Raw genomic sequence first — 26,415 nt, forward strand, 5'->3', positions numbered from 1 at the left:
CTCAGCGGACCGCCTCCAGTACGTCGGTGCAGCCCAGCGCGTCGGCGACCTCGCTGAGCGCGTCCTGGGGGGTCAGCGAGCGGAGTGCCTTGTCCGACATTCCGAGGTCGGAGAGGATCCCGGCGTCGCCCAGTGGCCCGGCCGGCGCGGTGTCCGCGTCCTCGTCCGCCGTGACCGCCGCCCGGTCGCCGTCATCGTCGTCACCTTCGTCGTTCTCCGGTTCGCCGTCCTCCGTGCCGTCCAGGTCCACGAGTTGGTCCAGTGCCGCCGGGTCTTCGGGTTCGCGGCCCAGCAACTCGTCGGAGAGCAGTATCTCGCCGTACGAGCTGCGCATCGCAGCGGCGGCGTCCGAGACGTAGACGCGGGGATCCTCCTCCCCGTCCACGCGGACGACGCCGAACCATTCGCCCTCCTGCTCGATGCAGACCAGCACGGTCTCGTCGTCTGTTGTGGCCTCCCGGGCCAGATCGGCCAGGTCCGCCAGGGTCTCCACATCGTCCAGCTCTGTGTCGCTCGCTTCCCACCCGTCTTCGGTGCGCGCGAGCAGCGCGGCGAAATACACCGTGACTCTCCCACTGATTCAAGATGTGCCCGAGTGCTGACGAGGACCGTGCCCCCGCCCCATCGGAATCGTGGCAGAAACCCGCGCCGTGCGAAGGGTCTTCGACAGTGCGTCGTCTCGCTGTTTGCCCGATCCGGACCCGGAAGCGCCTCCTTGGCGACGCACGGTGACCACTCGCGACGCACTGCTTCTCAGTGGAACCTCGCATGAGGGTTCTCAGCCGAACTCTCTTGAGAGCTTCGACGCTCACCAACGGAAAGTTCGCATGCGGAGCGCCTGCTGCCGCATACGGGCCGCGCGGGAGCGGCGCGGCTGGACACGTTCGCGCAGTGCCCTGGCCTCGTTCAGCTCTCGGAGAAAGCGCGCTCTGCGGCGCAGCCGCTCCGCGTCAGGCACGGGCCGCCTGGAGTCCTGGGCGGGCTGTTCGGCCGACTCCCGGGCCCTTCTGGGCTCTTGTGGCTCTGGCATAGGCGTGACCTCCGGCGGTGACCTCCGGCGTGACTGTCACCTTCCCCCGTCCGCCCGGCGTACGCCAGTGCTGCCCGCCGAGGCCCGGCGCGCCGGGCCTCGGATACTGTCGAAGCATGCGGACCCACGTCGTCGACCACCCGTTGGTGGCGCACAAACTCACCACACTGCGCGATGCGCGCACCGACTCGCCCACCTTCCGCCGTCTCGCGGACGAACTGGTGACGCTCCTCGCGTACGAGGCGACGCGGGACGTGCGCGTCGAGGAGGTCGGGATCTCCACGCCCGTGACGGAGACGACCGGCGTACGGCTCTCCCACCCGCGCCCCCTGGTGGTGCCGATCATCCGGGCGGGGCTGGGGATGCTGGAGGGCATGGTCCGGCTGCTGCCGACGGCGGAGGTCGGCTTCCTCGGCATGATCCGCGACGAGGAGACCCTTCAGGCTTCGACGTACGCGAACCGGATGCCGGACGATCTCTCCGGCCGCCAGGTCTACGTCCTCGACCCGATGCTCGCCACGGGCGGCACGCTCGTCGCCGCCATCAGGGAGCTGATCCGGCGCGGCGCCGACGATGTGACCGCACTGTGCCTGCTGGCGGCCCCCGAGGGCGTCGAGGTCATGGAACGGGAGCTGGCCGGAACGCCCGTGACGGTGGTGACGGCCTCGGTGGACGAGCGCCTCAACGAGCAGGGCTTCATCGTCCCGGGTCTGGGCGACGCCGGGGACCGGATGTACGGGACGGTCAGCTGAGCTGCGGCCGTCGGGCCGCATTGACCACTTGACCACTTGATCGCTTGACCACGGTTGGCCGCTCGACCGCTCGACCGCTTGCCTCCTACGGGGGAGCGGGCCGGAGGCCGGAACTCAAGCTGGGGAGCGTCAGGCGAGTCAGACGAAGAAGGCGTTCATCCCGGGCACGTCGGAGAGATAGGTCTCGATACTCGCGATCTTTCCGTCGCGCAGACGGCAGACCGTGGCCAGGTATTCGTCCAGGACGACGTCTCCCCGGCGCGCGGTGTTGTGCAGGGAGAGCGCCATGTTCTCGCTGCTGACCAAGAGGTGCAGCAGCTCGAAGTCGAGGCCGTACGAGGCGATCTGCTGAGCGCGCTCCACCACGGCGTCGCCGCCCTCGGCCGTGCCGGAGATGGTGTTGTCGCCGGGCAGGGTCCAGGTGGCGTCGTCGTGCAGCAGGGCCCGGATGCCGTCCCAGGCGCCCGAGATGAGGGCCTGGTGGAACGTGCGCCCGAGGGCGAGGGCGGCTTCGTTGGTGGACATGGTGTTCCCTTCGGTCGGCCACTAAAGCGGCAACTTCTGCTTTAGTGCGACTGTAGGCACATCGATCCCTAAAGCGCAAACTTCTGCTTTAAGATGGCGGGGTGAACGCTGACGCATCGACGAAACGGCCCGGTGGCCGCAGCACCCGCGTCCGGGACGCCGTACACGGCGCTGTGACCGCGCTGGTGGCCGAGCGCGGCGCCGACCAGGTGTCCCTCTCCGCCGTGGCCCAGCGCGCGAGGGTCAATCCCAGCACCCTCTACCGGCGGTGGGGCACACTCGCCGCGCTCCTGGTCGATGTCGCCGAGCGGCACGGCGACGCCGGCGCGCCCCCGCCCGTCGGCGACCTGCGCACCGACCTGGAGAACCAGGCGGCCTGGACCTTGACGGAGCTCTCCCGGCCCGGCGGCATCGCGTTCTTCCGCGCCGAGATCGCCCCCGATATCGACGAGCGGCACACCGGACTGCGTGAGTGTCTGCGCAGGGTCAGCGACCGCTTCGCCCCCGTCCTCGACGCATCGCGGGAGCGCGGCGAGATGCCCCCGTCCCTGGAGCAGGTGCTGGACCGGATCGTCGCGCCGCTCTACTTCCGGGTGGTCTTCTCGATCCCCGGTACGGACGAGGCGTACGTCCGCGGCCTTGTCGCGGAGCTCCTCGGGAAGCCCGAGCGGCGGTAGTGGCGGCAGCCCCGGCGGGTGCCGCGGGGACGGCCCCCGCGTGTCGGCCCGGGGTGCGAAATCAGGCTCGGCCGGGCGGGGTCAGCACTTCCCGCTCGCCGAGGGTGACGGCTGCGGCTTGTTGAGCTTCGCCAGTGCGGACAGGGCGGCCTTCTTCTTCGTCAGCTTCGTGAAGCCGTCCCCGAGGACGAGATCGACGTCCTTGCCGTCGCGCTCCGTGTACTTGGTGCCGGTGCCGTCGAGTTGAGTGCCCAGGACCTTCATCCGGGCCGAGGTGGCGGGGCCGGGGGCGCCGACGAGCACGCCCGCCTTCTTGACCTTCTTGTCCAGGTCCTCCGGCGCGTTGCCCACCTTGCCGATCGTGAAGCCGCGCTTTTCCAGGGCGTCCGCGGTGGACTGGGCGAGTCCGGCGCGTGAGGTGGCGTTGAGGACGTTGACGGTGATGGTGCGGGGCGCCGGGAGCTTGTCCTCCGGGGGTGAGCTGCCGTTCTTCCCGCCCTTGCCGCCCCGGGCGCTCCCGTCGGCCTCGCTCCCGCCTCCCCGGCCGTCGTCCTTGTGCTCCTTGCTGTGCTTGTCGTTCCTGCCGCCCTCGCGCTCGCGCTCGCCCTCGGCCGCGGCTGCGTCGCGGGAGGCGGCGGGGGTCGGGCAGTCCGCGGCGCCGGGGCCCGAGGCGCGGGTCGCGTCCGGGCCGCCGGAGAAGATGTCGATGAGCTGGAGAGTGCCCCACCCGATCACCGCGACGGCCATCACGGAGGCCACGGACGCGAAGATGATCTTCCCGCGCCCCCGTGACCGGCGCATACGCGGGTAGCGGTCACCCTTGATGCGGTATTTGCCGCCCATGCCGGGGGGAGTGAGCATGCTCATGTGCGCAGCGTAATGCGCATGAACTGCACTGCCTACTAGATGATCAATGGCTCGTCGGTATGCCTACCCGATCGGGTCAACGGCGTACGAATCAGCGAATCAGTCCAGCTCCAGGACGCGTGCGTGCAGTACCTGGCGCTGTTGGAGCGCCGCGCGGACGGCGCGGTGCAGGCCGTCTTCCAGATAGAGGTCGCCCTGCCACTTCACGACGTGGGCGAACAGGTCGCCGTAGAAGGTCGAGTCCTCCGCCAGAAGGGTCTCCAGGTCGAGCTGGCCCTTCGTGGTGACGAGCTGGTCAAGACGCACCGGGCGTGGGGCGACATCCGCCCACTGGCGGGTGCTTTCCCGGCCGTGGTCGGGGTACGGCCGCCCGTTTCCGATTCGCTTGAAGATCACACGGAAAGCCTACCGGGCCACAGGTACCGGGCGCAGCCTTGTGACGATGGTGCAATCCCGACTATTGCCGATTAACGGGGGCAGGCTGCGAAGGGCTGCGGGGTGCGGGGGACGGACGGGGCGGATGGGGGCTGGGCCGCTCCCGGTGCGGAAACCGGGTGGAAGCCCAGCGGAAGCCGGGTGGCCGTCGGATGTTCCCGGGTGGCCCGGCGAGGGGGTATCCGAGTCGTGAAAGTTTTCCACAGGGTGTGGATGATGGGTGGGCTTCTGGTGACCGCCGGTCCGGACCGGTCCGTTCCGCCCCGTTCGCCCTTCCCGTTCCTCCCACCCGGCGGGCGGGAGGAACGGGAAGGGCGGGGGCGGGTGTGCGGGTCAGCGGACCAGCCACCGGCCCTTGTACGGGCCGGAACCGGCGTTCAGGCTCGAACTGTTGTACGCGTCCGAAGCGGTCGCCGCCCCTGGTGCGTCGGCGTGCGACTTCGGGCGGGAGGCGGGTGGCTTCGGCGCGGTGGCGGGCAGGCCCGTGGTGTCCCACGCGTAGTGGCCCACGGCGTTGGCGATGGCCTTCACATGGGCGTCGAAGGCCCGGCGGTCGATGTTCTTCATGCCGTCGCAGGACTGGTGGTAGCAGCCGTCGTAGGCGGCGCCCGCCCTACCGCCCCACAGCTTCTGCTGCTCGGCGGTCTTGATGCCCTCGGCGCCGGTGAACGTGCCGCCCGAGGGGATGCCCGCCGCGATGAACGGGCCGTAGTCGGAGCGGCCGTCGAAGTCCGTGCCGCGGGTGGTGAGGCCACGGGTCTTCAAGAACGCGGCCAGGTCCTTCTCCAGCTTCGCCGAGCCCTCGGGGCCCGGGCCCGAGCCGGTGCCGTCGGAGTCGTCACCGTCGTAGACGAAGGCTCCGTAGTTGGGGCTGGCGATCATGTCGAAGTTCAGGTAGAGCGCGATCTTCTTGCGCTCGGCTGCCGGGAGGCGGCCGACGTAGTCCTCGGCGCCGAGCAGGCCCAGCTCCTCGGCGCTCCACAGCGCGAAGCGCACCTTGTTCACGGGGCGGGCGCGGTGGGCCTGGTGGGAGCGCGTGCCCTGGTGGCCGGCCTTGGCGAACTGGAGGGCGGCCTCCAGGATTCCGGCCGAACCCGAGCCGTTGTCGTTGATGCCGGGGCCCTCGGGCACGGAGTCCAGGTGGGCGCCGAGCATCACGACGTTGTCCGGGTCGCCGCCCTTGGTCTCGGCGATGACGTTCGGAGTCGTGCGCTGCTCCTGGAACTCCCGCACCTCCAGATTGACCGTGGCGCCGCCCTTCGCGGCCAGCTCGGCGAGGGCCTTGCCGTCCGCCTGGCTGATTCCGCCGGTCGGGATGCGGGCGGCCTCGGGGGCGCCGAGGGTCCCGTTGAGCGCGCCCGCCACGTTGTTGTAGATCACCGCGCCGGCCGCGCCCGCGTCGGCGGCGGCGGCCTGCTTCTGGGTGAACGAGCAGGCGCCGCGCTCGATCAGCGCGATCTTGCCCCGGTAGTCGCCGCCCGCGTAGTCCGCCGCCTCGCAGCCGCTGGAGCCGTCCGCGTCGGCGGGCGCCGCGACGAGGGGCGCCTTGAGGCCGCCCTCCGGAGTGCTCTTGGTGTACGTCATGAGGGTGAGCGGGATGTCGCGCTGTTCGGGCGTGAGCACGCTCAGCTTCTCCGCGAGGGTCTTGCGGAAGGTGAACTCGAACGTCTCGTACGAGACGCTGTAGCCCGCCTTCTTCAGGAGCCGGGCGGCGTACTCGGCCGAGCGCTCGTGGCCCTGCGAGCCGGCCGACCGGTTGCCGCCGCTCGCCTCGGCGATCTTGTGCAGGGCGGTCAGGTGGGTGAGCGCGTTCTTGCCGCTGGTGTGCTCGACCAGGTGCCGGGCGAGCTTGTCGCCCTCTTTGCCGGTGCCTTTGCCGGGGCGGGGTCCGGAGTGCCCGCTCTCGCCCGCGGTCGCGGTGGAGGCGAGCAGGAGCGGGGCGGCGAGCGCGGTCGCGGCGAGCGCGGCGACGGATCTGGAACGGAGCGTGCGAAGTGGTACGTGCACAGGCGTGATCCTTCCGGTGCGTGCGGCATACGACGGAGGTGGCGCTGTTCGGTATCCAGTCTTCGGTCCGCGGGCGCGGTTCGCTGTCCGCTGTGTGACCGGTGTGCGCTGTGTGGCGGGTGTGCGGTGTGCGCCCCCAGCCCCGGCCCGGCCCCGGCCCCCGGTAGGGCGAGTGGGCGGGCCGGACGGACGGGGCGGAGTAGGGCGGACGGGAGGGAAGCCAGCGGGTCGGCGGCCGGTCCGGGAACACCTGTTCCGCGGATTGCCAAGACGCCGAGGATGGGGTCTCCTGCTTGTGTGGTTGTGCTCTTATGGCCTCTCACTCGGGAACGGTGGGAGAAAGGGCCGCGTTGGTAGCGTGTAGCGTCCGATTCAGCCCTTCGGTGACCGTCGGCGCGTCTCGCACTCCCCCCGCGCCCCTGATCAGGAGCTTCCGTGACCCAACTCGCACTTGGACCCAGCTGGCTGGATCCGGATTTCCTGATCCAGACCTTCGGTCCGATCGGGATTCTGGCGATCGTCTTCGCGGAGTCGGGCCTGCTGATCGGGTTCTTCCTGCCCGGAGACTCGCTGCTGTTCACGACGGGGCTGCTGATCGTCACCGATCAGTACCTGCACCTGCCGCTGTGGCTGATGGTCCTGCTGATCGTGCTCGCCGCGGTCCTCGGCGACCAGGTGGGATACCTGTTCGGCAAGAAGGTGGGGCCCGCGCTCTTCCGGCGGCCCGACTCGAAGCTGTTCAAGCAGGAGAACGTCGAGAAGGCGCACGAGTTCTTCGAGAAGCACGGCCCCAAGTCGCTGGTGCTGGCGCGCTTCGTACCGATCGTCCGGACGTTCACGCCGATCATCGCGGGCGTCAGCGGGATGCGGTACCGCTCCTTCGTCATCTTCAACATCATCGGCGGCACGCTGTGGGGTGCGGGGGTCACGCTGCTGGGTGCCGCGCTCGGGCAGGTCGAGTTCGTCAACAAGAACATCGAGGCGATCCTGGTCGGGATCGTGCTGCTGTCGGTCGTCCCGATCGTGATCGAGTACCTGCGGGCCCGCCGGAAGGGGTCTTCCGGCGGCGAGAGCGGCGGGAAGGGCGAGGACGGTGGGAACGGCGGCGAGTACCGCGGCGACGGCCCCGGTCCGGCGTCCTACTCCTCAGCGCCTCCGGTGTACCCGGCGTCCGCCGCCCCCGAGGCCGGTGTGGCGCCGACGGACCCGTACGGGCCCGGCGTCTCGGGGCCCGAGAGCTATGGGCCGCGCCCGCCCGGCGCCCCCGGCCCCGGAGCGCTGCCGCCCGAGGCACCCCAGCATCCCCAGAACCGCTCCGGCGGAGGCGGCCGAGGCCGCCACGCCCGCCGCTGAGCAGGCGGGCGAGCCTGCCTCCGCCGCCGCCTCCCTTTCGCGTCGCGACGACGTGAACGGGCGTGGCCGCCCAGCCCGGGTGGCCGCCGCGACGAGGCGGACGGCCTGGCCTCACGTGTCACGTACGGCACGGCACGGCATCGGCTCGCACGGGTCGGCCGGCCTTCGGCCAACCCGTGGACTTCTGCGGGGGGATGAGCGGCGGAAGCCCCCTGCTATGGTGCGCCGATGTCATCGGTCAAGCAGGTCCAGATCACCTTCGACTGCGCGGAACCCGAGCGGGTCGCTCGTTTTTGGTGCGAGGTGCTGGGGTACGTCGTACCGCCGCCGCCGGAGGGGTTCGCCTCGTGGGACGAATTCGACCGCTCGCTGCCCGCTGAGCGGCAGGGTGCCTCGTTTGCCTGCGTCGATCCCTCCGGTGCGGGCCCGCGGCTGTACTTTCAGCGCGTTCCCGAGGGCAAGGTCGCCAAGAACCGGGTGCATCTCGATGTACGGGTCGGCACCGGGCTCGTGGGCGAGGAGCGACTGGCCGCGCTCAAGGCCGAACGTGACCGGCTGATCGCCCTCGGTGCGGTGTGCGAGCGGGTGCTGCTCGCCGACGAGGAGAACGAGTCCTGCATCGGCATGCGGGACATCGAGGGCAACGAGTTCTGCCTCGACTGAGCGGTGTCCTGCGAGACGGGGAGGCGGTGAGCCGTCCCCCTGGCGCCGCGAACGCGTGCTCGGCGTGGAGCCCGGTTCTCGCGGCGGGGGACCGCGATCGCAACCGCACCCCGATCGCAATCGCATCCGTCACCGCGCTGCCGTCCCACCCGTGACCAGCAGCCGCATGGCAGCCCAGGCGCACGGCAGTCCGCGGCCGCACGGCTAACCCGCAGCCGCACGGCAGCCCCGGCGGGTCAGGGCCCCGGGGCGGTCAGGACACAGGGGTCGGGCTCGGGGCCGGGGACGGCTCTTCCTTCTGGGGGAGCAGCCTGGCGAGCCAGGACGAGCGGCCCGCGGCCAGCGGGGCGACCACGGCCAGGATCAGGACGTAGCCCGCGATGAAGGGGGAGAGGCGGTCGTCCAGGCCCGCCACCGAGGCCATCGTCGCGAGGATCAGTGCGAACTCGCCCCGTGCGAGCAGCGTCGTCGCCACGTTCGCCGCGGGCTGGGCGCCGAAGCCGTAGATCTTGGCCGCGCCGAGCCCGGCCACCACGTTCATGACGATGGTGAGCGCGACGGCGATCAGCACGGGGACCAGCACCTTCGGCAGGTCACCGGGGTCGATGGACAGGCCGAAGCCGAAGAAGAAGATCGCGCCGAAGGCGTCCCGCAGGGGGTGGACGAGTTCGCGGATGCGCTCGCCCGAGGTGGTGTTGCCGAGGATGAGGCCCACCATGAAGGCCCCGATCGCGTCGGCGACGCCGAACTCCTCCGCGATGCCCGCGACCAGCACGGCCGCGCCGAGGAAGGAGATGACCAGCAGCTCGTTGTCCTTGGTGGCGAACAGCTTGCCGATCACCTTCGTGCCGAAGCGGGCCGCCAGGGCGAGGACCAGCAGGAAGCCGAACGCCTTGCCGATCTGGACCATGGCCGAGCCCATGCTGTCGGCGCCCGCGAGCACCGGCTGGAGTGCGGCCAGGTAGAGGGCGAGGAAGACGTCCTCGACGACGATGATGCCGAGGATGGGCTTGGTCTCTGGATTGCCGATGCGGCCCAGATCGACCAGCGTCTTGGTGACGATCGCGGAGGACGAGATGCCCAGGACTCCGGCCAGGACGAGCGCCTCCGAGGTGCCCCAGCCGACGGCGAAGCCGAAGGCGAGGCCCGCGCCGACGTTGAGCGCGAGGTAGACCCCGCCGGCCAGCGCCATCTTCTTGCCGCCGGACTTGAGGTCGTCCATGTGGAACTCGAGGCCGAGGTAGAAGAGCAGCAGGACGAGGCCGAGCGCGGAGAGCATCTCCAGGTCGTGCGGGTCGTGCAGGAGGACGAAGCCGGGGGTGTTCGGGCCGAGGAGGATGCCGGCCAGGATGAACAGCGGGATCGTCGGCAGTCCGATGCGGTTGCCGAGGCGGGCGAGGACGGCGGCGGCGACGAAGGCGCCGCCCATGGCGAGCAGGGTGTCCGCGTGTCCCATGCTCACGCCCTCCCCAGGGCGGTGACGGCGCGGGCGGGGGCCGGGCGGGGCGCGGACCTCGGTGGGGCCAGGGGCGGTGGTGTGGATATGTGCAGTACGGAAGGCGAGCGGTGGCCGGTGTGGCCGGGCGGCGACAAGTGGATGGCTCCTCCTGGGCGTCCGGTCTCTCGGTCAGTCAAGAGATCGTCAAAAAAGCGTTAATAGTTAGTTTACCAAACGAGTTCAAGGGCTTGTTCGAGATTCGTTCGAGCGGCTGGGTCAGGTGTCCGCGCACAAGGCCGCGTCCCGCTCCGACAGGGGCGGAGCGGGACGCGTGGTTCGGGAGGGTATGCGGGAAATGTGCGGGCGAGGGGAAGGGGACCCTCAGCCCTTCGCGGCGCGCCCGCGCAGGGCCGCCCGCTTGAGCAGCGGCCACACCAGCACCAGCGCGACGACCGAGTAAACGACCACCGAGAACGGGGTGTTGACCAGCCCGGTCAGGTTGCCGTCACTGATCTGGAGCGCCCTGCGCAGCTGTTGCTCCGCTCCCGGGCCGAGGATGACGCCGATGATCGCGGGGAGCACCGGAAGCCCGAAGCGCCGCATCATCAAACCGATGAGCCCGATGATGAGAAGGATCACAAGGTCGATCGCCTCGCCGCCCACCGCGTAGGCGCCGACGGCGGCGAAGAAGAGGATCCCGGCGTACAGGTACGGGCGCGGCACCCGCAGCAGCTTCGACCAGACCGGGGCCAGCGGCAGGTTGAGCAGCAGGAGCATCACCATGCCGACGAACAGCGAGGCGATCAGCCCCCACACCAGCTCCGGCTCCCGCTCGAACAGCAGCGGGCCCGGCTGGATGCCGTACTGCTGGAAGGCCGCCAGCATCACCGCGGCCACCGCCGTGGTGGGCAGGCCCAGGGTCAGCATCGAGACCAGCGTCCCGGCCGCCGAGGCCGAGGCGGCCGACTCGGGGCCCGCCACGCCCTCGATGGCGCCCTTGCCGAACTCCTTCTTGTGCCGGGAGAGGCGCTTTTCGGTGATGTAGGAGAGGAACGTGGGGATCTCCGCGCCGCCCGCCGGGATCGCGCCGAACGGGAAGCCGATCAACGGGCCGCGCAGCCACGGCTTCCAGGTGCGGCGCAGCTCACCGCGGCCCAGCCAGGGGCGGCCGACCGGGATCGCCTGGCTGGCGCCGCGCCGCAGATGGGCCGCCACCCACAGCGCCTCCCCGATCGCGAAGAGGCCGACGGCGACGATCACCACGTCGATGCCGTCGGAGAGCTGGAGGCTGCCGAACGTCAGCCGCTGCTGGCCCGTCATCTGGTCCAGGCCGACCAGGCCGATGGTGAGGCCGATCAGCAGCGAGGCGAAGCCGCGGATGCGGGAGGAGCCCAGTACCGAGGTGATGGCGATGAAGGCCAGCACCATGATCGCGAAGTAGTCGGGGGCGCCGATGTCCACGGCCAGGTCCGCCACGGTCGGCGCGAGGACGACCAGCAGGATGGTGCCGATCATGCCGCCCGCGAAGTGGCCGATGGCAGCGGCGGCGAGCGCCTGCGAACCGCGCCCCGCCTTGGCCATCGGGTTGCCCTCGATGGCGGCGATCACCGCCGCGCTCTCACCGGGGGTGTTGAGCAGGATCGAGGTCGTGGAGCCGCCGAACATCCCGCCGTAGTAGATCCCGGCGAACATGATGAAGGCGGCGGTCGGGTCGAGCCCGTAGGTGACGGGCAGCAGCAGCGCGACGGCCATCGCGGGGCCGATGCCCGGCAGTACGCCGATGGCGGTGCCCAGCAGCACACCGGTGGCGGCCCACAGCAGGTTGAGCGGGGTCAGCGCCGTACCGAAGCCGTCCAGCAGGGAGTTGAGGGAGTCCATGGGTCAGAGCACTCCCATCAGCGGGCCGCCCGGCAGGGGAACGCCGAGCAGCAGGTGGAAGACGGCGTAGGTGAACAGCGAGAGCCCGGCCGCGATCAGCGGGTCCCGGGTGAAGGCGTGGGTGCGGCTGCCCAGCGCGAAGGCCGAGCCCCAGAAGAGCAGCGCACCCGACAGGGGGAAGCCGAGCGGTTCGATGAGAGCGGCGAAGGCGAGGAAGACGCCCGCGAGGAGGGCGACCGTACGCCAGTCGCCGGGCTCGGACGTATCGACGTCCTCCCCCGCCTCGGCCTCCCCGCGCCCGCCGCGCAGTACGTCCACGGCGAGCAGCACGGAGACGAGCAGCAGCGCGCAGCCGACGATCAGGGGCACCGTACGGGGTCCGACCGGCCCGCGTACCGAGGCCACGGTGTCCATGGTGAGCGCGTCGCCGAGCACCAGTGCGCCGACGCACAACAGGAGGGCGCAGACGCCGAGTTCGGACCGCCCTTTGAGCCGGTCGGCGAGGGAGGCGGGAGCGGGGGAGGGAGAGGGCGGGGACGTGGAGGGGGACGGGGACGGAGAGGGGGGCGGGGCGGGGGTGGACGCGGCCGTGGGGTCCTGGCGGTCCGGGTCGGAAGTGCTCACTGGCCCAGCTCCTTCAAGACGGTGTCCACGCGCCGGTCCTCGCCGCGCAGGAAGCGGCCGTACTTCTCACCGGGGAGCCAGGCGTCGTCCCAGCCGTTGACGCGCAGCGACTTCTTCCACTCCTTCGAGCGGCGCAGCTCCCGCAGGAAGTTGATGAGCTTGTCCCGCTGGGTGCCGGACAGGCCGGGCGGCGCCATCATGCCGCGCCAGTTGGTGAACTCCACATCCAGCCCCGACTCCTTGAGGGTGGGCGCGTCGAAGCCTTTGACGCGCTGCTTGCCCGTGACGGCGAGCAGCCGCAGCTCGCCGGACTCGATCTGGTCGCGGTACTCGCCGATGCCGGAGACCCCGAACTTGACCTTGCCGCCGAGCACGGAGGCGAGGAGCTCGCCGCCGCCGTCGAAAGGCACGTAGTTGACCGACTTGGACTCGATACCCGCCTCGCGGGCCATGAGCATCGGCGCCAGGTGGTCGGGCCCGCCGGCGGAGGAGCCGCCGCCGACCGGGAGGGCGCGCGGGTTCTTCTTCCAGTCGGCGAGCAGCTGCTCGAAGGTCTTGTACTTCGAGTCCTTCGCGACGACGACGATGTCCGGCTCCTCCACCATGCGGGCGAGCGGCGTCGCGTCGGCGAGGGAGGAGGGGGCGTGGTTGGTGTGGACGGCGCCCACGACGCCGAGGCCCATCGACATCGCGAGCTTGCCGTTGCCGCGCTCGTTGACGAGCCGGCTCAGGCCCACGGTGCCGCCCGCGCCGGGGAGGTTGAAGACCTCGATGTTGTGGTTGAGCCCGGCGTCCTCCGCGTTCTTCGCGGCCGTACGGGCAGTGATGTCGTAGCCGCCGCCGGGGGTGTTGGGGACCATCAGACGCAGGCCGGGGATGTTCGTGCCGGTGTCGGCACCGCTGCCGGAAGTGATCAGCGGTGGTACGAGCAGCACGACCACCGCGGCGGCAAGCGGGGACAAAAGGGCGCGTGTGCGCACGCGTGACACCGCCTTTCAGGGGGAGAGTGGCCGGAAACCGAGGGGACGGGGGCCGGAAGTGGCCACATGTTCCCCCAGCCCCGGGGCGGTGTCTGCCCTCGTGCCGCAAGAAAAGTATTGGTCGTTGTGGTCGTTGTGGTCACGGCGTTCACGGTGGCCATGGTGTTCACGGGGATCGTGGTGTGCACGCGCGCTCGGGCGCGGGGCCGCGGAACCGTACATATGGGCGGGATCGGGCATGCGGTGCGGGCGGGTGGGGCAGGGCTGGAGGATGCCGCACGATGCGCGTACGACTCCGCAGGCGCTGATCGAACACTTCGGGCTGACGCCACTGCCCCGCGAGGGCGGCCGGTTCCGGCAGCTGTGGGCGGGCCCCGACCGGGGCGACGGGCGCCCCGAGGGCACCTCGATCGTGGCCCTGCTGACCTCCGCACCCGGCGACCGCAGCCGCCTCCACCGGCTGCCCGCCGACGAGATCTGGCACCACTACCTCGGCGACCCCCTCACCCTGCTGCTGCTCGCCCCCGACGGCAGCGCCCGCACCCCTGTACTGGGCCCCGACGTGCTGGGCGCCGGGCACCAGGTGCAGCTCACCGTGCCGGCCGGGACGTGGATGGGGGCGCGGGTCGCCGAGGGCGGGTCCTGGACTCTGTTCGGCTGCACGATGGCGCCCGGGTACACGGACGAGGGGTACGAGCACGGCGACCCGGCCGCCCTCGCCCGCGCCTACCCTCAAGCCGCCCGCGAGATCGGGGAGTTGGGGCGCCCGTGAGGCTCGTGCCATCCGGGGCCGTGCTGGTCACCGGCGCGTCCGGCGGTATCGGACGCGGTATCGCGCTCCGGTTCGCCGCCGCGGGCGCTCCCGTCGTCGTCCACTACCGCGGCGACGCGGCGGGCGCGGCCGGGACCGTGACGCTCATCGAACGCGAGGGCGGCAGCGCGCACGCGGTGCGCGGGGACCTGTCCACCGAGGAGGGCTGCCGCGCGGTGGTGGACGAGGCCGCCGCCTGGTGTGGCGGCGGCCTCGGCGCGCTCGTCAACAACGCGGCGGCGCAGCCCGTCCAGCCGCTGCCCGGCATGACGGAGGGCGAGTGGCGGGCGGTGGTGGACACCAACCTCACCAGCGTCTTCGCCTGCACGCAGGCGGCGGTCCCGCTGCTCGTGGAGTCCGGGGGCGGCAGCGTCACCCACCTCGCCTCCATCGAGGCGGCGAACCCGGCGCCGGGGCACGCGCACTACTCCGCGTCCAAGGCCGCGGTCATCGCCCACGCCCGCGCCGCCGCACTCGAATACGGCCCGCGCGGCGTGCGCGTGAACGCCGTCTCGCCCGGCCTCGTCGAGCGCCCGGGCCTGGCCGCGCAGTGGCCCGAGGGCGTACGCCGCTGGCAGGCGGCGGCCCCCGGCGGGCGCCTGGTCCGCGCGGAAGAGGTGGCCGACGCCTGCGTCTTCCTGGCCTCGCCCCTGGCCGCCGGCATCAACGGCCACAACCTCGTCGTGGACCGGGGGGTATCGGCCCGGCCGACCTGGTGAGGGCGCCGCCCCGCCGGTGGGTGGGCGGCCCGGTGGGGGCGCCGCCTTCGGCGGCCGTGCGCCATGTCGGAGCGGCGGTGGTGGTGGCGGTGGTGGTTCGCTCGGCGAGGTCGATGTGGACGTTCTGCGGGGCTCGGTGGCGGGACCGGGCGGCGAGCCCGGTGGCGGGTTCAGGCAGCGGGACCGGGCGGCGGGTCGCGGTGGCGGGACCGGGCGGCGGGCCTGGACAGCGGGCTCGGGCAGAGGGACCACGCCGTTCCGGGGGCATCCGCGCGGCGCCAGGGGGCCCGAATGCCCGTCGTGCGTGACGGGCGGGCGCCGGGCGCGTTACCGCTCGCGTGAGTGTCTCGATCGCGCTGTTCACCGCCGACCTCCGCCTCCGCGACAACCCCGTACTGCGCGCCGCGCTGGCCGGGGCCGACGAGGTGGTGCCGCTGTTCGTGCTGGACGAGGCGGTGGCGGCGGCGGGGTTCGCCGTACCCAACCGCCGGGCCTTTCTCGCGGACTGCCTCGCCGCGCTCGACGAGGGGCTGCGGGAGCGGGGCGGGCGGCTCGTGCTGCGCGCCGGGGACGTGGCGCGGGAGACCGCGCGAGCCGCGCGCGAATGCGGGGCACGCGAGGCGCATGTGGCGGCCGATGTCAGCGGCTACGCCCAGCGCCGCGAGGAGCGGCTGCGTGCCGCGCTGGCGGAGGCGGGCTGCGCGCTGCGGGTGCACGACGCGGTGACCTGCGTACTGGCACCCGGCGCCGAGGTGCCCAGCGGTGGACGCGACCACTTCGCCGTCTTCACGCCGTACTACCGCCGCTGGCGCGCGGCCGAGTGGCGTACGCCCCTGGGCGCTCCGCGCGCCGTGCGGGTGCCGGAGGGGGCCGGTTCGCTCGAACTGCCGCGCGGGGACCGCGTGGAGGGGGTCTCGCCCGGGCTCGCGGCGGGCGGCGAGCGGGCGGGCCGGGAGCGCTGGGCGGCGTGGCGCCGCGCGGGGGCGCTGCGCGCCTACGGCGGCAGCGGTGACGGGAACTCGGGCGCCGGAGGCTCCCGGCGGGGCGGTGGCCAGGGCGACTTGGGCGCCGACGCCACCTCGCGCCTCTCTCCGCATCTGCACTTCGGCACCCTCTCCCCCGTCGAACTCGCCCACGAGGCCCTCGGCAGGTCCGGGAAGTCTGGCAAGCCCGGCAAATCCGTCACATCTGGTGAGTCCGGGAAGGTCGGGGAAGTCAGTGAAGTCGGGGAGGCCGGTCGGGGCGGGGGAGGCGCCGGGCCCGGTGCCGAGGCGTTCGTACGGCAACTCGCCTGGCGGGACTTCCACCGCCAAGTGCTGGCCGCGCGGCCGGACGCCGCGCACGCCGACTACCGTCCGCACGGCGACCGCTGGCGTCGCGAACGGGGTGAGGCGGCACGGGAGATCGCCGCGTGGCGCGAGGGCCGCACCGGCTACCCCGTGATCGACGCGGCGATGCGGCAGCTCCAGTACGAGGGCTGGATGCACAACAGGGCGCGGCTGCTGGCCGCCTCGTTCCTCACCAAGACCCTGTACGCGGACTGGCGTACCGGCGCCGCGCACTTTCTCGCACTGCTGGTGGACGGGGATGTGGCCAACAACCAGCTCAACTGGCAGTGGGCGGCCGGGACCGGCACCGACACCCGCCCCAACCGGGTGCTCAACCCGCTCACCCAGGCCCGTACATACGACCCGAACGGGGATTACGTCCGCCGCTGGGTGCCCGAACTGTCCGGTATCGGCGGCGCGGCCGTGCACCGGCCCTGGCAACTGGACGAGGCGGCGCGCGCCGAACTGGAATACCCGGAGCCGATCGTGGACCTCGACGAGGCCCGCTCCCGCTTCCGCGCGGCACGCTCCGCCGAGGAGTGAGGCCGAGGAGTGAGGCCGAGGAGTGAGGCGGCGCGGGGGACGGCGCCGGGGGGCGGCCGGGGTGACGGCCCGTCACCAGCCGGTGAGCAGCAGGTGGTTCACGACCAGGGCCAGCGCCGTCTGCGCGCACAGCCACCCACGGGCACCCGGTCGGGGCAGGAGCGCGGCGGCGGGCAGGGTCCAGAGGGCGAGCGGCAGCCAGATCCGCTCCGTCTCCGCCTTGCTCATTCCCGACAGGTCGGCCACCAGGAGTGCGAGAAGAGCGGCGAGGACGAGGAGTACGAGCGGATGGGTGCTGCCCGGGCCGTCGTCCGGGGGCGTCCCGTGCACGTCTCCGGGCCCGTTCCGATGCGAGGGCATCCTGGTCCCGCCCCGGCGCAGGCCGCCCACCGCGCCGGGCACGCCCGCCAGCGTGCGGCGCAGGCCGGCGACCGTGGCGGGGCCGATGACGATCGCCGTGCAGGCCAGGTTGGCCCACACCCAGTAGCCGTACGGGCGGATCGCGGCGGCGCCCTGGTAGTAGCGCTCGGTCAGCAGCCGGTAGCCCTCCCACCAGTTGAAGCCCGTCAGGGTGAAGGCGAGGGCGACCAGCGCGGCCCCCGTCAGGGCGTACGGCAGCGGGCGGGCGGTGCGGGCCAGGACGAGGACGGCCCCGGCGAGCAGCGCGCACAGGGTGAGGCCGTAGGAGAGGTAGCAGGTGAGGCCGAACAGCAGTCCGGCCGCCAGCGCGGTCGCACGCGGCGCGCGGCTCTTCCGGGTGGCGGCCAGGGCGAGCAGCGCGAGGGACCAGGCGGCGACGCCGGTGAAGTACCCGTCGGCCGACACCCCCACCCACACGGCAGCGGGCGCCGCCACCACGAACGGCGCGGCCGAGCGGGCCCGTTCCTCGCCGGTCAGGGCGCGCACCGTCACCAGGACGGCGACGGCGGCCGAGGCGCCGACGGTCACGCACCAGGCGGCGGCCCAGGCGCCGCCGCCCAGTCCGGCGCGGTCGAGCCCGACGAAGGTGAGGATCGCGCCCGGCGGGTGCCCGGCGACGTGCGGGACCCAGTGGTCGGGGGAGCCGAGCAGGATGTGGCCGGTGAAGCCGCGCAGCGCGGCCCCGATGTCGTCGAACCGGCCGATCTCGCGCAGGTATTCGTACCGGGTGGTCAGCCGCTGGGCCGCGCCGCGCTGCCAGCCGTCGATCAGCGCCAGCGACCACGTCCAGGCCATCGCGGTCGCCCAGGCAGTCAGCAGCAGACGCCGCCAGGGCAGCCGCGCCGCCAATGGCGGCCCCCACGCGATGACGGCCACGGCGAGCAGCACGGCGGCGGCGCTGCCCGGCCCCAGGTGCGGATCCCAGCGGGCGAAGAACGGGGGCCAGCCGACGCGCAGCGTGCCGTGCTCGCGCTGGAGGGCCGAGCCGGCGCCGATGGCGAGAGCCACCAGGAGTACGGCGAGCGCGACGGCCCACAGGTCGGGGCCGATTCCGGTCCTGGTTCCGGTCACGGTCGTGGATCCGCTCACGGTCCTGGTTCCGGTCACGGTCCTGGTTCCGGTTCCGGTCTTGGTTCCGGTTCCGATGCTGGTCCCGGCGTCCCGATGCGCGGACGCCGGGCGCGCGGCGACGTCGGGCCCGGAGGGTGGCTCCGCGAGGGCGCCGGGGAGCGGTTCGGGGAGCGGTTCGGGGGTGGCTTGTGGGGGCACGTTCCGCACGTTAGGCCGCGTGGGGCCGCGAGGGGGCGGCACGCGGTGGACGTCAGCGTTTCGTCATGAGTCGCAGCGCCCTGTCCGGGCGCCCGTCGGCTTACGGTCGCGCCATGGGCGACCGACGCACCCCTCTCCGCCGCAGTCCCCGCCGACTCCCCTGGGAAGGCCGGCTCCCCGGGAAGGGGCGGCTCCCCGGGGAGGAGCGGCTCTCTGGTGGGGGCCGTCTTCCCGGCAGGGGCACGCTGCCGTCCGACCCCCGCTTCTGGCGCAGTCCGCTGCGCGGACCCTGGCTGACGGCGGTCCTGGGCGCCGTGCTGCTGGCCGGGATCACGCTGCTGTTCGTCACGGGGCTGCTCTCCTACGCCGCGTACAACCCGGAGCTGTCGGCCGTCAACGACAAGACGCCCGACAAGGGCTGGCTCGGCTTCTACCTGTTCGACTGGCCGACCGACCCGCACTGGCTCTACCGGCTCACCCAGGGCCTGCACGTCACGGTGGGGATCGCGCTGGTGCCGGTGCTGCTGGCCAAGCTGTGGTCGGTCATCCCGAAGCTGTTCGCGCTGCCCCCGGCCCGCTCGGTGGCCCACGCGCTGGAACGGATCTCGCTGCTTTTGCTGGTGGGCGGGGTGCTGTTCGAGTTTGTGACCGGGCTGCTGAACGTCCAGCTCGACTACCTGTTCCCCGGCTCCTTCTACTCCCTGCACTTCTACGGAGCCTGGGTTTTCGTCGCCGCGTTCGTGGTGCATGTGGCCTTGCGGCTGCCGATGGCCGTACGGGTGCTGCGTGCGGGGCGGCCGGACGAGGGCCCGCGTCCCGGCGCACGTCCCGGCCCCGATTCCAGCCCCGTACCGGAATCGGAGTCCGTACCGGAATCGGAGTCCGTACCGGAATCGGAGTCCGTGCCGGAATCGGAGTCCGTACCGGGACCGGAGTCCGTGCCGGAACCGGAGTCCGTACCGGAACCGGAACCCGAGCCCGACAGGGGGACGGGGCTGGTTCCGGTGGCGCCCGCCGCGCCGACCCTCTCCCGGCGGGGCGCGCTCGGCGCGGTGGGCGGGGGCTCGCTGCTGTTGCTCGGGCTGACGGCCGGTCAGAACTTCGACGGCACCCTGCGGCGCACCGCGCTGCTCGCCCCGCACGGCGGAGGCGACCCGGGCCCGGGGCCGTACCGCTTCCAGGTCAACAAGTCGGCGGCGGCCGTCGGCGTCTCCGCGCGGGAGACGGGGGCGGGCTGGCGGCTGACCGTCCAGGGTGCCGACCACCGTTCGCTGCGGCTGAGCCGTGCGGCGCTGCTGCGCCTGCCCCAGCACGGTGCGGCGCTGCCGATCGCCTGTGTGGAGGGCTGGTCCACCTCCGACCTGGACTGGAGCGGGGTACGCCTGCGCGACTTGGCCGAACTGGTGGGCTACGGCGCACGCGGCGGGGACGCGCGCGGCGGGGACGGGCTGCCCGGTGTGTTCGTGGAGTCGCTCCAGCGGCACGGCGCCTTCCGCACGGTGGCGCTCAGCTCCCGGCAGGTGACGGACCCGCGCTCGCTGCTGGCGCTGCGCGTCGGCGGCCAGGACCTCTCCCTCGACCACGGCTACCCGGCGCGCGTCATCGTCCCGGCCGCGCCCGGCGTCCACAACACCAAGTGGGTGGCACGGCTGGCGTTCGGGGCCACGCGATGAGGGGCGCCGGGGCGAGGCCGCCGCACCGGCCGGCCGTGGCCGTGGCCGAGGAGAGCCCCTGGCAACTGGTGCTGCTGGTGGCCTCGTTCGCCGTCACCGCCTACGCGGGCGTACGGCTGCTGGACGACGATGACGCGCTCGCCGTCGCCGTGTGGCTGGTGGGCGCGGCGCTGCTGCACGATCTGGTGCTGGTGCCGCTGTACTCGCTGGTGGACCGCGCGCTGCGTCCGGCCGGCCGGTATCTGAACCACCTGCGGATTCCCGCACTGCTGTCCGGGCTCCTGCTGCTGGTCTGGTTCCCGCTGATCACCGGCCCGCCCGCCCGCTACGAGCGGACGACGGGACACCCGCCGCCGGACTACGCGGTGCGCTGGCTGCTCGTGACGGCGGCCCTGTTCGCGGCGTCCGGACTGTGGCTGCTGGCGCGCACGCGGGGGCGCACGCGGGTGCGCACGCGCCGGGGGCAGGGTCAGGGGCGGCGCAGCGCGACGAACGAGCGTTCCCCCACGGACCACTGAGCCGACGCGGACCACCCGGCGGGCAGCGCGTAGCGCAGCAGCGCGCGCGAGCCGACGCGGGCCCAGGGGAACGGCGCGCGGTCGGCCGTCCCGGTGCCGTCGTCGAGGCGGACCTCCAGCCGTTCGTCCAGATCCGCCGGGTCCGCCGGGTCCGGCGGATGTACCGGACCTGCCGGTTCCACCGACTCTGTTGGTTCGGCCGACTTCGTTGGTTTCGCCGGGTCCGGCGATTCCGTTGGAGCCGCCGGGGTCGCCCGGGTGTGCGTCTCGGCTATGAGCAGGCCGTGGGGTGCCAGCAGCGCGGCGGTGCGGGCCAGGAGGGCGGCGGGGTCGCCGCCGATGCCGAGGTTGCCGTCGAGCAGCAGTACGGTGCCCCACCGGCCCTCGCCGGGCAGCGGGTCGAACACCGAACGGCACAGCGCCGCGCCGCCCCCGCGCAGCGTGTGCGCGACCGCCGCGGCGCTCACGTCGATGCCCAGCGCCCGCCTGCCCCGTGCGGCCAGCGCCGCCACCAGCCGTCCCGGGCCGCAGCCGACGTCCAGCACCGGGCCCTCGCAGCGGCGCAGCGCCGACAGGTCGGCCGAGTCGGCCGCCGCGCACCACCGTGCGACCTCAAGGGGCAGCAGGCGCCCGTCGTCGGTCCGGAGGCACAGCGGGCCCTTTCCGGCGCGGAGGGCGTGGGCGTAGGGGTCGTCGGCGGGGGTGGACGGGTGCGCGGCCAGGTCCAGGTGGCCGTCGGTGAAGGGGCGGCCGTCGGCGAGGGGGCCGTCGTCGGCGAGGGGGTGGCCGTCGGCGAGGGGGTGGGCGGAGAGGCCGGCGCCCCACGGCGTCCGCGTTGCCGAGGGGGCGGGGGCGCGGGTGGCCGTCATCGCGCGCCCTCGGGAAGCGGCGCCGGGCGGCCGGGCGACAGGGCACCGAGGCGGGCGGCCACCTTCGCCGCGAACCTGCCGTGCGGGGCGCGGGCCGCGACGTGCAGCGCGTCGGCGGCGGTGTCCACGTCGCGCAGCACGGGCAGGTCCCGTACGCGCAGTCCGGCGGCGGTCAGCCGGGCGCGCTGGGCCGCGCCGGTGCCGGACGTGGACATCGGGACGCCGCGCAGCAGTGCGGGGTCGGGGGCCGCCAGGCCCAGCGCCCAGAAGCCGCCGTCCTCGGCCGGGCCGAACCAGGCGTCGCAGCCACGCCAGCCGCCGGGGCCGAGCGCGGGGGCGAGATGGGCGGGGGAGAGCTGGGGGGTGTCCATGCCGACGAGCAGCGCGGGGCCCCTGCCGCAGCCGCCGAACGCCGCCGCGAGCCGTTCGTCCAGACCGCCCGCGCACTGCGGCAGCACCTCGAACCCGGCCGGCAGCCAGGGGCCGGGCCGCCCGTCGAGCACCAGGATCCGGCGGCGCGCGGGCAGCGCCAGTACGGCGGCGAGCGTGTCCCGCAGCGCGGCCTCCGCCAGCTCCGCCGCCTCGTACGGTGTGCAGGGCGGGGTGAGGCGGGTCTTGACGCGGCCGGGGACGGGCTCCTTGGCGATGACGAGCAGGGTGGTCGGCCCCGTGGCCCGGCTCGGACGCCCCGTCACCGTCCGGCCCGGGTGCCCCGTCACCGTCCGGCCTCCGTCCCGCGTGCGCCGGGGCGGAGGGGGCGGGCGGGGAGGGCCCGGCAGCCGCCGCCGGGGGGCTGTTTGCCGCCGGGCGGTCCGTCGGGGACGGTGGCCCGCTCGTCGAGGGGGGCGGGCGGTTCGTTGAGGACGGCGCGCATGTCGCGGACCGCGTGCCAGGTGCCCCGCCAGGTCCCGGTCACCTTGGACTTGCCGGTGCGGGGGTGGTACGGGACATCCCGCTCCTCGATGCGCCAGCCCGCGTCGGCGGCGCGGACGACCATCTGCAGCGGATAGCCGCTGCGGCGGTCGGTGAGACCGAGCGCGAGCAGCGCCTCGCGGCGGGCGGCGCGCAGCGGGCCCAGGTCGCGCAGCCGTACGCCGGTACGGGCGCGCAGCATGCGGGAGAGCGCCGCGTTGCCCGCGCGGGCGTGCGCGGGCCAGGCCCGCGCCGACTGCGGGCGCCTGCGCCCCAGCACGAGGTCGCTGCCGCCGTCGCGCACCGTCGCCACGAACGGCACGAGCAGGGCGGGGTCCAGCGAGGCGTCGCAGTCGCAGAAGCAGACGATGTCCGTCTCGGCGGCGAGCAGTCCCGCGTGGCAGGCGGCGCCGAAGCCCCGGCGCGGCTCGTGCACCACCGTCGCGCCCAGGGCGCGCGCGGTTTCGGCCGAGCCGTCCGAGGAGCCGTTGTCCACGACGAGCGCACGCCAGCCGGGCGGGATCCGGTCCAGGACCCAGGGCAGTGCGCCGGCCTCGTCCAGGCACGGCAGCACCACGTCCACGGCAGCGGAGGCCGAACCGGAGGCGGAGGCCGAACCGGAATCGGAATCGAGATCGGGGGCGGGTGAGGGTGGGGGTGGGGGTGTGGGAGCGATCACGCGCTCACCCTACGAAGCAGAAAGCCGCATTCCGGACTTCAGGTTCTTACGAAACGCGGACGTCGCGCCCGTCCGGCGTCACCCCGGGGCCCGCCCCGGCCGCGCGGTGCCAGGCTGGGCGTATGCCGACCCCGCAGGCACAGCCGACACCGCCGACCCCGCAGGCACAGCCGACACCGCCGCCGCCGACACCGCCGCCGCCGACACCGCCGTCCGGCCGGGTCCTGGTCGTGGACGACGATCCCACCGTCGCCGAGGTGGTCGCCGGCTACCTCGACCGCGCGGGCTACGCCGTGGACCGCGCCGGGACCGGCCCGGACGCGCTGGCGCGCGCTGCCGCGCACCGGCCCGATCTCGTCGTCCTGGACCTGATGCTGCCCGGCATCGACGGCCTGGAGGTGTGCCGCAGGCTGCGGGACGAGGGGCCGGTTCCGGTCATCATGCTCACGGCACTCGGTGACGAGGGCGACCGCGTCCTCGGGCTGGAGGTCGGCGCTGACGACTACGTCACCAAGCCGTTCAGCCCCCGTGAACTCGTCCTGCGCGTCGAGTCCGTCCTGCGCCGCAGCCGCCCGCCCCGGCGGGGGGCCGGTCAGGGCGGCGGGGGCGTGGGTGACGGAGGCGCCGGGGTGCTGCGCGTCGCCGGGCTCACGGTCGATCCCACGGCCAGGTCCGCCGCCAAGAACGGAGCCGAACTGGCCCTCACCGTAAGGGAGTTCGACCTGTTGACCTTCCTGCTGCGGCATCCGGCGCGGGCGTTCGGCCGGGAGGAGCTGATGCACGAGGTGTGGGGCTGGGACTTCGGTGACCTGTCCACCGTCACGGTGCACGTACGGCGGCTGCGGGCGAAGGTGGAGGACGACCCGGCCCGCCCCCGGCTGATCCAGACCGTGTGGGGCGTGGGCTACCGCCTGGCCCCGGACGTCCACCCGGAAGCGGCTCCGGACGCGGGCCCGGAGTCGGTCCCGGACACGGGCCCGGAGTCGGGCCCGGAGTCGGGCCCGGACGGTGAGGCCGACGCGGGCCGGGCGCTGGGTCCCGCAGCCCGCGAGGGGGCGTGAGCGCCGTGCGGGACACGCTGCTCATCGCCCTGTTCGCGTTCCTCGGCGCAGCCGCCGCCGGGCTGCTCGGCGCGCTGGCGCTGCGCGCGCTGCGGCACCGTTCGCTGGTGGTGGCGCTGACCGTCGTCTCCTCGGTCGCCGTCACCGCGATGTTCGCCGGGACACTCGCCGTCGCCTGGGCCATGTTCCTCTCCCGCCACGACCTGTTCGTCGTCACCACCGTCGTCGCCATGGCGGCCGTGGTCTCACTGGCCACCGCGCTGCTGCTGGGCCGCTGGGTGGCGGCGCGCAGCGACGCGCTGACGCGGGCCACCCGGTCCTTCGGGGACGGCGGCAGCTTCCCGGTGCCGGCCGGCGGCCGGCCGGCCGAGCCCGCCGAACTGGCCGCGCTCACCCGCGAACTGGCCGCCGCCGGGGAGAAGCTGACCGCCGCCCGGGAGCGCGAGCGCGCGCTGGAGACCTCCCGGCGCGAGCTGATCGCCTGGATCTCGCACGATCTGCGCACCCCGCTGGCCGGATTGCGCGCCCTGTCCGAGGCGCTGGAGGACGGCATGGTCGCGGACACCGGGCGCAGCCTGCGGCAGATGCGTACGGAGGTCGAACGGCTCAATTCCATGGTCGGTGACCTGTTCGAGCTGTCCCGTATCCACGCGGGCACCCTCGCGCTGGCCCGGCAGCGCGTCCCGGTGCCCGAACTGGTCCACGAGGCACTGGCGGGCGCCGGTCCGCTCGCCCAGCAGAGCGGCGTGCGGCTGGTGGGCGCCACCGTGGCGGCCGTACCCGTCGAGGTCGATCCGCGTGAGATGACCCGGGTGCTGGGCAACTTGCTGATCAACGCCATCCGCCGCACCCCGGCCGACGGCACGGTCGCCGTGGCTGCCCGCCGGGCGGCGGACGCGGACGCCGTGGTGGTGTCGGTGACCGACGGCTGCGGCGGCATCCCCGAGGAGGACCTGCCCCGCGTCTTCGAAACCGGCTGGCGCGGCACCCACGCCCGCACACCTCCGGGCGCCGGGCTGGGCCTGGCCATCGTCCGGGGCATCGTCGAGGCGCACCGGGGGACGGCGGCCGTGCGCAATGTCAACGGCGGCTGCTGCTTCGAACTGACTCTTCCCTTGGCGGCCCAGCCCTGGCCCTCGGCCTTGCCCGGGCCCCCGGCCGGGTGAGGTCAGCCGTTGCTGCCGACGGGAGTACGGTCCGGAGCCGGGGCGCGCATGCCGGCTGCCGCGAACTCCCGTACGCCCTCCGCGAAGGAGACCCGCGCGTGCCAGCCCAGCTCGCGGGCGACGCGCGCCGAGGACGCGGTGATGTGGCGGACGTCGCCGAGCCGGAACTCGCCGGTCACCACCGGTTCGGGCCCGCCGCACGCGTCGGCCAGCGCCCGCGCCATCTCGCCGACCGTGTGCGGGTGACCGCTGCCGGTGTTGTACGCGGCGAACGAGCCGGGTGCGCGGGCCGCCCCGGCGTGCAGAGCCTCCAGGGCGACGACGTTGACGTCCGCGATGTCGCGCACGTGCACGAAGTCGCGCCGCTGGCCGCCGTCTTCGTAGACGGCCGGTGCCTCGCCCCTGGCCAGCGCCGAGCGGAAGAAGGAGGCGACGCCCGCGTACGGGGTGTCGCGGGGCATGCCGGGCCCGTAGACGTTGTGGTAGCGCAGCGACAGCGCCCGCCCGCCGGTCGAGCGGGCCCAGACGGCGGCCAGCTGCTCTTGCGCGAGCTTGGTCACCGCGTAGGTGTTGCGCGGGTCGGCGGGCGCGTCCTCCCCGACCAGGCCGGGCCGCAGCGGCGCCCCGCACGCGGGACACGGCGGCTCGAACCGCCCCTCGCGCAGCGCCTCCACGGCGCGCGGGCCGGGCTGGACGAGACCGTGGGCGGGGCACTCGTAGCGGCCCTCGCCGTAGACGACCATCGAGCCGGCGAGCACGAGATCGCGCACCCCGGCCCGTTCCATCGCCGTCAGCAGGACGGCGGTGCCCAGGTCGTTGCAGCTCACGTAGTCCGGCGCCGCGCCGAAGTCCTTGCCCAGGCCGACCATCGCGGCCTGGTGGCAGACCGCGTCCACCCCGCGCAGCGCCTCGGCGACGGCCTCCGCGTCCCGCACGTCCCCGACCTGGAACCGGGCGACGCCCGCCGGGAGTCCGGGCCTCCCGGCACCGTCCACGGGCGGGCCGCCCGGGTGCACCGCGGGCAGCAGCGCGTCGAGCACCACCGCCTCGTGGCCCGCGGCGGTCAGCGACCGGACGATCTGGGAACCGATGAAACCGGCGCCGCCGGTGACAAGTACGCGCATACGGTCACGCTAGGCGCGCGGCCTCCCGGGGACGGGGCTCCCGGCGTCCGTGTCACCGCTCCGTAAGAACCTCGCCGGACGGATGCACGCCTCC

Annotated in this window: 26 protein-coding genes; 11 read left to right on the top strand and 15 right to left on the bottom strand. The window is 73.5% G+C overall.

The annotated features are described in order from the left end of the window. Position 1: 1 nt before the first annotated feature. A complete protein-coding gene (locus tag ABD339_RS13195; protein WP_344565508.1) occupies positions 2-562 on the bottom strand; it encodes a tRNA adenosine deaminase-associated protein in 561 nt (186 codons plus the stop codon). Between the two features lie 246 nt (positions 563-808). Next, positions 809-1,030 carry a hypothetical protein gene (locus tag ABD339_RS13200; protein ID WP_344565510.1) on the bottom strand — a complete coding sequence of 74 codons (222 nt, stop codon included), beginning with the start codon at positions 1,028-1,030 and terminating at the stop codon, positions 809-811. Positions 1,031-1,146: 116 nt separating this feature from the next. Here ABD339_RS13200 and upp point away from each other — a divergent pair, with 116 nt between their 5' ends. After that, positions 1,147-1,782 carry a uracil phosphoribosyltransferase gene (upp, locus tag ABD339_RS13205; RefSeq protein WP_344565512.1) on the top strand — a complete coding sequence of 212 codons (636 nt, stop codon included), beginning with the start codon at positions 1,147-1,149 and terminating at the stop codon, positions 1,780-1,782. 138 nt (positions 1,783-1,920) lie between these two features. Here upp and ABD339_RS13210 read toward each other — a convergent pair whose 3' ends face one another. Further along, positions 1,921-2,307, bottom strand: coding sequence for a nuclear transport factor 2 family protein (locus ABD339_RS13210; RefSeq protein WP_344565514.1), 387 nt, complete (start codon positions 2,305-2,307; stop codon positions 1,921-1,923). Positions 2,308-2,408: 101 nt separating this feature from the next. Between ABD339_RS13210 and ABD339_RS13215 the strand changes: the two genes are divergently transcribed. Further along, positions 2,409-2,984 (top strand): TetR/AcrR family transcriptional regulator, encoded by a 576-nt coding sequence (locus ABD339_RS13215; RefSeq protein WP_344565516.1) that lies wholly within the window; start codon positions 2,409-2,411, stop codon positions 2,982-2,984. Between the two features lie 81 nt (positions 2,985-3,065). Here the strand turns inward: ABD339_RS13215 and ABD339_RS13220 are convergent, their stop codons facing one another. From ABD339_RS13220 to ABD339_RS13230, 3 genes are all read right to left on the bottom strand, one after another. Beyond that, positions 3,066-3,851: a LytR C-terminal domain-containing protein gene (locus ABD339_RS13220; protein ID WP_344565518.1), complete on the bottom strand. Its 786-nt coding sequence runs from the start codon at positions 3,849-3,851 to the stop codon at positions 3,066-3,068. Positions 3,852-3,950: 99 nt separating this feature from the next. Next, the gene (locus ABD339_RS13225) at positions 3,951-4,247 is read right to left on the bottom strand and encodes a type II toxin-antitoxin system VapB family antitoxin (protein WP_003999914.1); all 297 of its coding nucleotides are present in this window, start codon (positions 4,245-4,247) and stop codon (positions 3,951-3,953) included. Between the two features lie 372 nt (positions 4,248-4,619). Further along, the gene (locus ABD339_RS13230; protein WP_344565520.1) at positions 4,620-6,293 is read right to left on the bottom strand and encodes a M28 family metallopeptidase; all 1,674 of its coding nucleotides are present in this window, start codon (positions 6,291-6,293) and stop codon (positions 4,620-4,622) included. Positions 6,294-6,728: 435 nt separating this feature from the next. Between ABD339_RS13230 and ABD339_RS13235 the strand changes: the two genes are divergently transcribed. Both ABD339_RS13235 and ABD339_RS13240 read left to right on the top strand, forming a co-directional pair. Continuing rightward, a complete protein-coding gene (locus ABD339_RS13235; protein ID WP_344565522.1) occupies positions 6,729-7,646 on the top strand; it encodes a DedA family protein in 918 nt (305 codons plus the stop codon). Between the two features lie 228 nt (positions 7,647-7,874). Continuing rightward, positions 7,875-8,309, top strand: a complete 435-nt coding sequence (locus tag ABD339_RS13240) for a VOC family protein (protein ID WP_344565524.1) — start codon at positions 7,875-7,877, stop codon at positions 8,307-8,309. Positions 8,310-8,562: 253 nt separating this feature from the next. Here the strand turns inward: ABD339_RS13240 and ABD339_RS13245 are convergent, their stop codons facing one another. From ABD339_RS13245 to ABD339_RS13260, 4 genes are all read right to left on the bottom strand, one after another. Then, the gene (locus ABD339_RS13245; RefSeq protein ID WP_344565665.1) at positions 8,563-9,738 is read right to left on the bottom strand and encodes a cation:proton antiporter; all 1,176 of its coding nucleotides are present in this window, start codon (positions 9,736-9,738) and stop codon (positions 8,563-8,565) included. A 390-nt stretch (positions 9,739-10,128) separates the two neighbouring features. Then, positions 10,129-11,625 (bottom strand): tripartite tricarboxylate transporter permease, encoded by a 1,497-nt coding sequence (locus ABD339_RS13250; protein ID WP_344565527.1) that lies wholly within the window; start codon positions 11,623-11,625, stop codon positions 10,129-10,131. A 3-nt stretch (positions 11,626-11,628) separates the two neighbouring features. Next, positions 11,629-12,081, bottom strand: coding sequence for a tripartite tricarboxylate transporter TctB family protein (locus ABD339_RS13255; RefSeq protein WP_344565667.1), 453 nt, complete (start codon positions 12,079-12,081; stop codon positions 11,629-11,631). Positions 12,082-12,245: 164 nt separating this feature from the next. Next, on the bottom strand, positions 12,246-13,229 hold the full coding sequence (locus ABD339_RS13260; protein ID WP_344565529.1) for a Bug family tripartite tricarboxylate transporter substrate binding protein: 984 nt from the start codon (positions 13,227-13,229) through the stop codon (positions 12,246-12,248). 271 nt (positions 13,230-13,500) lie between these two features. On the opposite strand from ABD339_RS13260, the gene ABD339_RS13265 reads away from it, so the two are divergent. From ABD339_RS13265 to ABD339_RS13275, 3 genes are all read left to right on the top strand, one after another. Then, positions 13,501-14,001 (top strand): cupin domain-containing protein, encoded by a 501-nt coding sequence (locus ABD339_RS13265; protein WP_344565533.1) that lies wholly within the window; start codon positions 13,501-13,503, stop codon positions 13,999-14,001. After that, the gene (locus tag ABD339_RS13270) at positions 13,998-14,759 is read left to right on the top strand and encodes an SDR family NAD(P)-dependent oxidoreductase (protein ID WP_344565535.1); all 762 of its coding nucleotides are present in this window, start codon (positions 13,998-14,000) and stop codon (positions 14,757-14,759) included. The genes ABD339_RS13265 and ABD339_RS13270 overlap by 4 nt, the downstream gene beginning before the upstream one ends. Before the next feature lie 338 nt (positions 14,760-15,097). Beyond that, positions 15,098-16,630: a cryptochrome/photolyase family protein gene (locus tag ABD339_RS13275; protein WP_344565537.1), complete on the top strand. Its 1,533-nt coding sequence runs from the start codon at positions 15,098-15,100 to the stop codon at positions 16,628-16,630. 72 nt (positions 16,631-16,702) lie between these two features. On the opposite strand, the gene ABD339_RS13280 is transcribed toward ABD339_RS13275, so the two are convergent. Further along, complete coding sequence (locus ABD339_RS13280; protein ID WP_425575975.1) at positions 16,703-18,139, bottom strand: hypothetical protein; 1,437 nt, start codon at positions 18,137-18,139, stop codon at positions 16,703-16,705. A gap of 293 nt (positions 18,140-18,432) precedes the next feature. Here ABD339_RS13280 and ABD339_RS13285 point away from each other — a divergent pair, with 293 nt between their 5' ends. Together ABD339_RS13285 and ABD339_RS13290 are read left to right on the top strand one after the other, a co-directional pair. Then, a complete protein-coding gene (locus ABD339_RS13285; RefSeq protein ID WP_344565539.1) occupies positions 18,433-19,992 on the top strand; it encodes a molybdopterin-dependent oxidoreductase in 1,560 nt (519 codons plus the stop codon). A gap of 35 nt (positions 19,993-20,027) precedes the next feature. Next, positions 20,028-20,510 carry a hypothetical protein gene (locus ABD339_RS13290; RefSeq protein ID WP_344565541.1) on the top strand — a complete coding sequence of 161 codons (483 nt, stop codon included), beginning with the start codon at positions 20,028-20,030 and terminating at the stop codon, positions 20,508-20,510. Here ABD339_RS13290 and ABD339_RS13295 read toward each other — a convergent pair. From ABD339_RS13295 to ABD339_RS13305, 3 genes are read right to left on the bottom strand one after another with little or no spacing between them, the layout of a single operon-like run. Then, positions 20,462-21,379, bottom strand: a complete 918-nt coding sequence (locus tag ABD339_RS13295) for a methyltransferase domain-containing protein (protein ID WP_344565543.1) — start codon at positions 21,377-21,379, stop codon at positions 20,462-20,464. The two genes, ABD339_RS13290 and ABD339_RS13295, sit on opposite strands and share 49 nt — an antisense overlap. After that, on the bottom strand, positions 21,376-22,098 hold the full coding sequence (locus ABD339_RS13300; protein ID WP_344565545.1) for a TIGR04282 family arsenosugar biosynthesis glycosyltransferase: 723 nt from the start codon (positions 22,096-22,098) through the stop codon (positions 21,376-21,378). The genes ABD339_RS13295 and ABD339_RS13300 overlap by 4 nt, the downstream gene beginning before the upstream one ends. Then, positions 22,095-22,874, bottom strand: a complete 780-nt coding sequence (locus tag ABD339_RS13305; protein WP_344565671.1) for a glycosyltransferase family 2 protein — start codon at positions 22,872-22,874, stop codon at positions 22,095-22,097. The genes ABD339_RS13300 and ABD339_RS13305 overlap by 4 nt, the downstream gene beginning before the upstream one ends. Before the next feature lie 218 nt (positions 22,875-23,092). On the opposite strand from ABD339_RS13305, the gene ABD339_RS13310 reads away from it, so the two are divergent. After that, complete coding sequence (locus tag ABD339_RS13310) at positions 23,093-24,031, top strand: response regulator transcription factor (RefSeq protein ID WP_344565547.1); 939 nt, start codon at positions 23,093-23,095, stop codon at positions 24,029-24,031. A gap of 5 nt (positions 24,032-24,036) precedes the next feature. After that, the gene (locus ABD339_RS13315) at positions 24,037-25,197 is read left to right on the top strand and encodes a sensor histidine kinase (RefSeq protein ID WP_344565673.1); all 1,161 of its coding nucleotides are present in this window, start codon (positions 24,037-24,039) and stop codon (positions 25,195-25,197) included. A 2-nt stretch (positions 25,198-25,199) separates the two neighbouring features. Here ABD339_RS13315 and ABD339_RS13320 read toward each other — a convergent pair whose 3' ends face one another. Continuing rightward, positions 25,200-26,321 (bottom strand): NAD-dependent epimerase/dehydratase family protein, encoded by a 1,122-nt coding sequence (locus ABD339_RS13320; protein ID WP_344565549.1) that lies wholly within the window; start codon positions 26,319-26,321, stop codon positions 25,200-25,202. Positions 26,322-26,415 lie beyond the last annotated feature (94 nt).

Origin of the sequence: Streptomyces axinellae, from assembly GCF_039532135.1 — a bacterium.
GTDB classification, from domain to species: Bacteria; Actinomycetota; Actinomycetes; order Streptomycetales; family Streptomycetaceae; genus Streptomyces; species Streptomyces axinellae.